The 4,202-nt window shown below is 51.0% G+C and carries 4 protein-coding genes and 1 pseudogene; 1 reads left to right on the forward strand and 4 read right to left on the reverse strand.

The features are described 5' to 3' along the window. Positions 1-260: 260 nt before the first annotated feature. Positions 261-500, forward strand: a pseudogene (locus I8J34_RS24760) (IS91 family transposase); the annotation flags it as partial. A gap of 312 nt (positions 501-812) precedes the next feature. Here the strand turns inward: I8J34_RS24760 and I8J34_RS23780 are convergent. The 4 genes from I8J34_RS23780 to I8J34_RS23795 all read right to left on the reverse strand — a co-directional run bounded on the left by I8J34_RS23780 (position 813) and on the right by I8J34_RS23795 (position 3,919). Then, on the reverse strand, positions 813-1,160 hold the full coding sequence (locus tag I8J34_RS23780) for a hypothetical protein (protein ID WP_214364119.1): 348 nt from the start codon (positions 1,158-1,160) through the stop codon (positions 813-815). Between the two features lie 19 nt (positions 1,161-1,179). Continuing rightward, the gene (locus I8J34_RS23785; protein WP_214364120.1) at positions 1,180-1,695 is read right to left on the reverse strand and encodes a hypothetical protein; all 516 of its coding nucleotides are present in this window, start codon (positions 1,693-1,695) and stop codon (positions 1,180-1,182) included. A 227-nt stretch (positions 1,696-1,922) separates the two neighbouring features. Continuing rightward, positions 1,923-3,053, reverse strand: a complete 1,131-nt coding sequence (locus I8J34_RS23790) for a hypothetical protein (protein ID WP_214364121.1) — start codon at positions 3,051-3,053, stop codon at positions 1,923-1,925. Positions 3,054-3,154: 101 nt separating this feature from the next. Then, entirely contained in the window at positions 3,155-3,919 is a 765-nt protein-coding gene (locus tag I8J34_RS23795) for a hypothetical protein (protein WP_214364122.1), read from the reverse strand. Between the last annotated feature and the right edge of the window lie 283 nt (positions 3,920-4,202).

Below are 4,202 nucleotides of genomic sequence, written 5' to 3' on the forward strand. Positions count from 1 at the left end.
TTGGTCGCATATCGGCCTCGTGACGCTCAATCCAGAGCGAGACGCTGTCGTCAATGCGACACTTCATGCTGAAGACATACACACGTTAGTTGCATGAATCAGGCGACAACTATCTTGACTTGCTCCGGGCCGCACGCGCGACACGTCCCCGATTGGGCCGGTCCCGCTCAATCCGGAGCGCGATGCGGCCATTTGCGACCACGGCCATGCTGAAGACATAAAGCGGTTGGTTACATGAATCAGGCGACAACTATCTTGACTTGCTCCGAGGCTTTCGCCGCGCGCGCAACTTCGGCTTCCTGCACCCGAACAGCAAGCGCCTGATCGCGCTGTTGCAGTGGCTGCTCAGGTTCATTCCAGCAGCGCCACCGACAGCCCAGCGCCCGGCCGTGCCTTGCCCGTGCTGCGGCGCTGCGATGCGCATCCTGCGCACGCGCTTGAGGCCGCCGGAAGCGACACATCCCACCTCGCCACCCATCGAGCCGGCGACGGTGTGTTGATCATGTAACCGGGCGCATTCGATCGGTTTCGAGCAGGAGTTCGGCGCCCATGAGCCGAGAGACGGATTCGCCTGAAATCCGGCTCGAAGCTGCCCAAATCGACCGAATTCGATCTCAAGGACGCAGTCGGCGGCGCTGGCTGCGGGTGGAAGACGGCGCGCCCACATCAAAACCGCCCCGGTCGGGGCGGATCAGCGAGAGATATTTGCAGGGGAAGAATCGAGCGGCATCGCCCGAGGACCGGGCTCGTCCAACAAACGGTTCAGATCGTGGATCGCTTCGCGATCACGATCTAACCTTAATCGTTAGCACTCAATTCAGCACGGGAACAGGGAGGACTACGTTAGCCGCCTTAGAAATTGCATTCCAAAGAACGCCAACTACTGCGCTCCATATCTTTTCAATGGTGACCATAAGCAAACCCCGAAGGGTTTTAGCAAAGCTAAGGGCCATATCTTCAAGGCTGTCCAAAAAGAACTGCTCGGTTTCCTCAGTAATTTGCTTAGTTGCAATCCCGGTTGCAACAAGCGTGGCTTGTTGTGCAATAGCCTTGAGCTGCCTCTCTGAAAATCCACGAAACGTTGATACGTCTGCGTTCAGGATGCCACTCGCTGCCACCTTCATGTCACTGACAAGTTGGTCAAGATCAATGGCTGCCATTTTTCATGCTCCTCGTTGATTAACGCTGCAAGAAATTTTCGTAAGTAATCGCCTGATCGAAATAAATCACGAGCTGCCCCTTAATCGCTTGGGCTTCATAGGCCGTGACGCCTTGCTTCTTGTCTGTATCTCGCATTTTGGTCAGTGTTTCTGCAATTCTTTTGATTGAATGCGCGCTTGGCGGTGTAGCGTCATCTTCGTCAATTGGTTTTCCACCACGTTTCTCTAGCAATTTATTAATTGCATCTGTGACCTTATTTTTCGGCATAGGGCGGGCACCTGCGGACAACGCGAGTGCGTCAAGCTTTCCTATCAATGCGTTGTACTTCTCTTCGCGAGATGCAAACGTGCTCTTGTCCGTGCCCTGCGATGCGACAGCCATAAGCGTCATTGCTTCGGTATTTACCGTAGTCAGGCCCTCTGCCACGTTTTTGTCGTAAGGCGGGGCGAGTTGCGTTGCGCATCCGGTAATTGAGAGCAATGCGGCTACCAACAAAACTCGCAAATAGGACCATTTGGCTAATGCAACAAACATTTTGATGCTCCTTTCAACGTGGTTAAACAGGTGACTTCGCTGCTGAGTGTTAACGCCAACCATAACCGGCCACAAAAAGCAGAGTGAGGAACGAACGTCGTTTTTTGTGGTCCGAGTTTATGGCCTTGTTATGTGCTATACTCTTCATCCCTTCAACTAACCGGAGGTATACGTCATGAGCACCAAAACCGCCCGTGTCGCACTTTGCGGCTAGCTCAAAAGGGGGGTCAACTGCTTCGGCAGTTGGCCCACAAATCCCACTTGAAAGAAAACAACACTGCATCCGGGTTGGTTAAATTGGTGCATTGAAATGCGTTGTCCCCGATTACTCGACAATTCGATTGCACTGCGTCATTAAAAGGTTGTTCATATGGTGTCATGCTAACTTTATAAGGTAAAAGCACTCTTGCCGAAGCGGCAGAAAGATAGCTTTTAGACGTAATTCCAAGCATACCCACGCCCTTACCATCAAATTCGTAGTGCGAATCCCTCCAGACATATTTTATTTTTGCTTGTCGTTGTTCATTAACCGACACCAAATATGTGTTATATCTATTGCCATTGATAAACGTGGTTGTTGGTATTAGTGGTACATCTTCACTTTTCGAAATATCAAATACTGTAACAAATTGACCTGCGCTCTCAAGTGCAAAGGCTGTGTAGTAGGCAGAGTCATTTTTTAATATCACAGTATCTTGAAATACCGCTATATCTACTGGCTTGCCATCTGAATCACAGCCACTCCCACGAAAATCAGCAACTCTGTCAATTGACACCATTTGTTTGGTGATTAACTTATCCTCGACTGGCTTCCAAGTTTCGACTCCAACCATTTTTACCGTAGTCCCAAACGCAACGATGGAGAATGTGGCTAAATACCCTACAAAAACTAAATTCATTTTGTACTTTTGGAGCCGGTTCTTTGTAAGACTTTGTTTTGATTCTTGGCTACCTGATTGGACTTTACGCACATGTATATCAGCCAATGCTAGAATTACGATTACCAATGCAATCAGCGGGTGGATATACCAGGGTATTTGATTCATCTTTAGCCATGCAATGCCTAGATTTTTAAAATACAAACCAAAATCTATGGCATTGTTCAGTATTACGATACCCCAAGCCCCAACTACAGATACGAGCAAGCGGAAGTATCTCCCGATTGGATTGATGCTGAGTAAAAATAGAAATACCGCAATACCTGACAAAGGCACAAAGGACCATTTGTTCCATAAAAAAATGGCCAACCCTAGAAGCAGCATGACTGCAAAACTCACAACAGCAGCATAGATCGGCCATTCAACAAATGGGTTTTTCTTTTTATCCACAGTATCAGTTTTCTGTTGTTGTTCCGACATTCCCTTTCTACACATAACGTGCTAGCTCAGGGGCGACCGGAGCCCGAAGGGCGGAGGGAACCGAGAAGCGCAGCTTCTCGGGCGTCCCTTGGAGCGGCGGGTTAGCCACCATTTGGCACGAAGACCGAGATGAAACTTGGTGTGCGGTTGGCGACCGGTCGTTTTGACCAGCGCCCCTTTGTATCGGCCGTTTGAACGATAGACAGCAATGCTTCTGCTGCATCGTCCTCGATCCCGGGCTCAAAGCGAACTTCCAATCCGACGGGTGGATTCACCTTCTGGAGGAACGATGGATCGCTAGGGTACTTTTGGATAATCCCATTGAAGCCTGTATCCCGCAAGCGTTCTTCGATCTTCAGGGCACGCGGTATCGACGAAGGATCGCCGGAGGGATAGTAGATGCCAATCTTGTATGCACTAAGCGGTGAAACAATTTCGGCTTGAAGTCTAGCCTCATTAGCCTTGGCTACCACCGCTTGCGATATTCCCGGAGTGGTCGCTACGAGGGTGAGAAGGCTCTGGGCAAGATCAGCATCAATCAACCGTACAAGTCGGACGGCATTCATCTGACTGGCCGGATCACCACTGTTTAGATCCTTGTAGAACATCTCGATGAACTTGGCCTGCATGGACCGCCGAGATTCAAGCTTCTGATAATCGGCAGTGCTTTCAGCCAAATGGAGTTGCCCCTCAGAAATCTTTGTCGCTGCCTGACTTCCCACCCAGGCAAGGAAGCCAAGCATTACCGGGATAACCAGCTTCTCCAGGGCATGAAAAGTCCTGTCGTACAAAGATGGTGGTGATGGCTTCAGTTCCTCACGAAGCGTCTTCAACTCGGCAATCAGATCTCGGAGTTCTTCAGTCATGGTGAGCCTCGGGGAGAATGCGTACGCGATGTATGGTGGCTAACGTTTGAGCTGAGCGGCGCGCGGCGGCATGGCGCTTGGCCCGCGAGGTGCATGATGACAGCGAGCGCCTCGTGGGCCAAGTGCCTTGCCGTTGCGCGTCCGCTCGAGCGAAGGGTTGGACGAAGCCGCTACGCGGAGAATCCGCCGCTGCCGCGTCGGCGCCGGAGTGGTCACAATCGAGCCTCGCCCTTCTGCTTGAAGGGTTCCTTTGTATGACAAACATGAGGCTCGCGCAAGATGA

The organism is Denitromonas iodatirespirans, from assembly GCF_018524365.1.
Classification (GTDB): domain Bacteria; phylum Pseudomonadota; class Gammaproteobacteria; order Burkholderiales; family Rhodocyclaceae; genus Nitrogeniibacter; species Nitrogeniibacter iodatirespirans.

What these genes read in the sequence shown, in the direction of transcription:
- I8J34_RS23790 (WP_214364121.1), bottom strand. Translation starts at nt 3,053, where the DNA reads ATGTCGGAACAACAACAGAAAACTGATACTGTGGATAAAAAGAAAAAC.
- I8J34_RS23785 (WP_214364120.1), bottom strand. Translation starts at nt 1,695, where the DNA reads ATGTTTGTTGCATTAGCCAAATGGTCCTATTTGCGAGTTTTGTTGGTA.
- I8J34_RS23780 (WP_214364119.1), bottom strand. Translation starts at nt 1,160, where the DNA reads ATGGCAGCCATTGATCTTGACCAACTTGTCAGTGACATGAAGGTGGCA.
- I8J34_RS23795 (WP_214364122.1), bottom strand. Translation starts at nt 3,919, where the DNA reads ATGACTGAAGAACTCCGAGATCTGATTGCCGAGTTGAAGACGCTTCGT.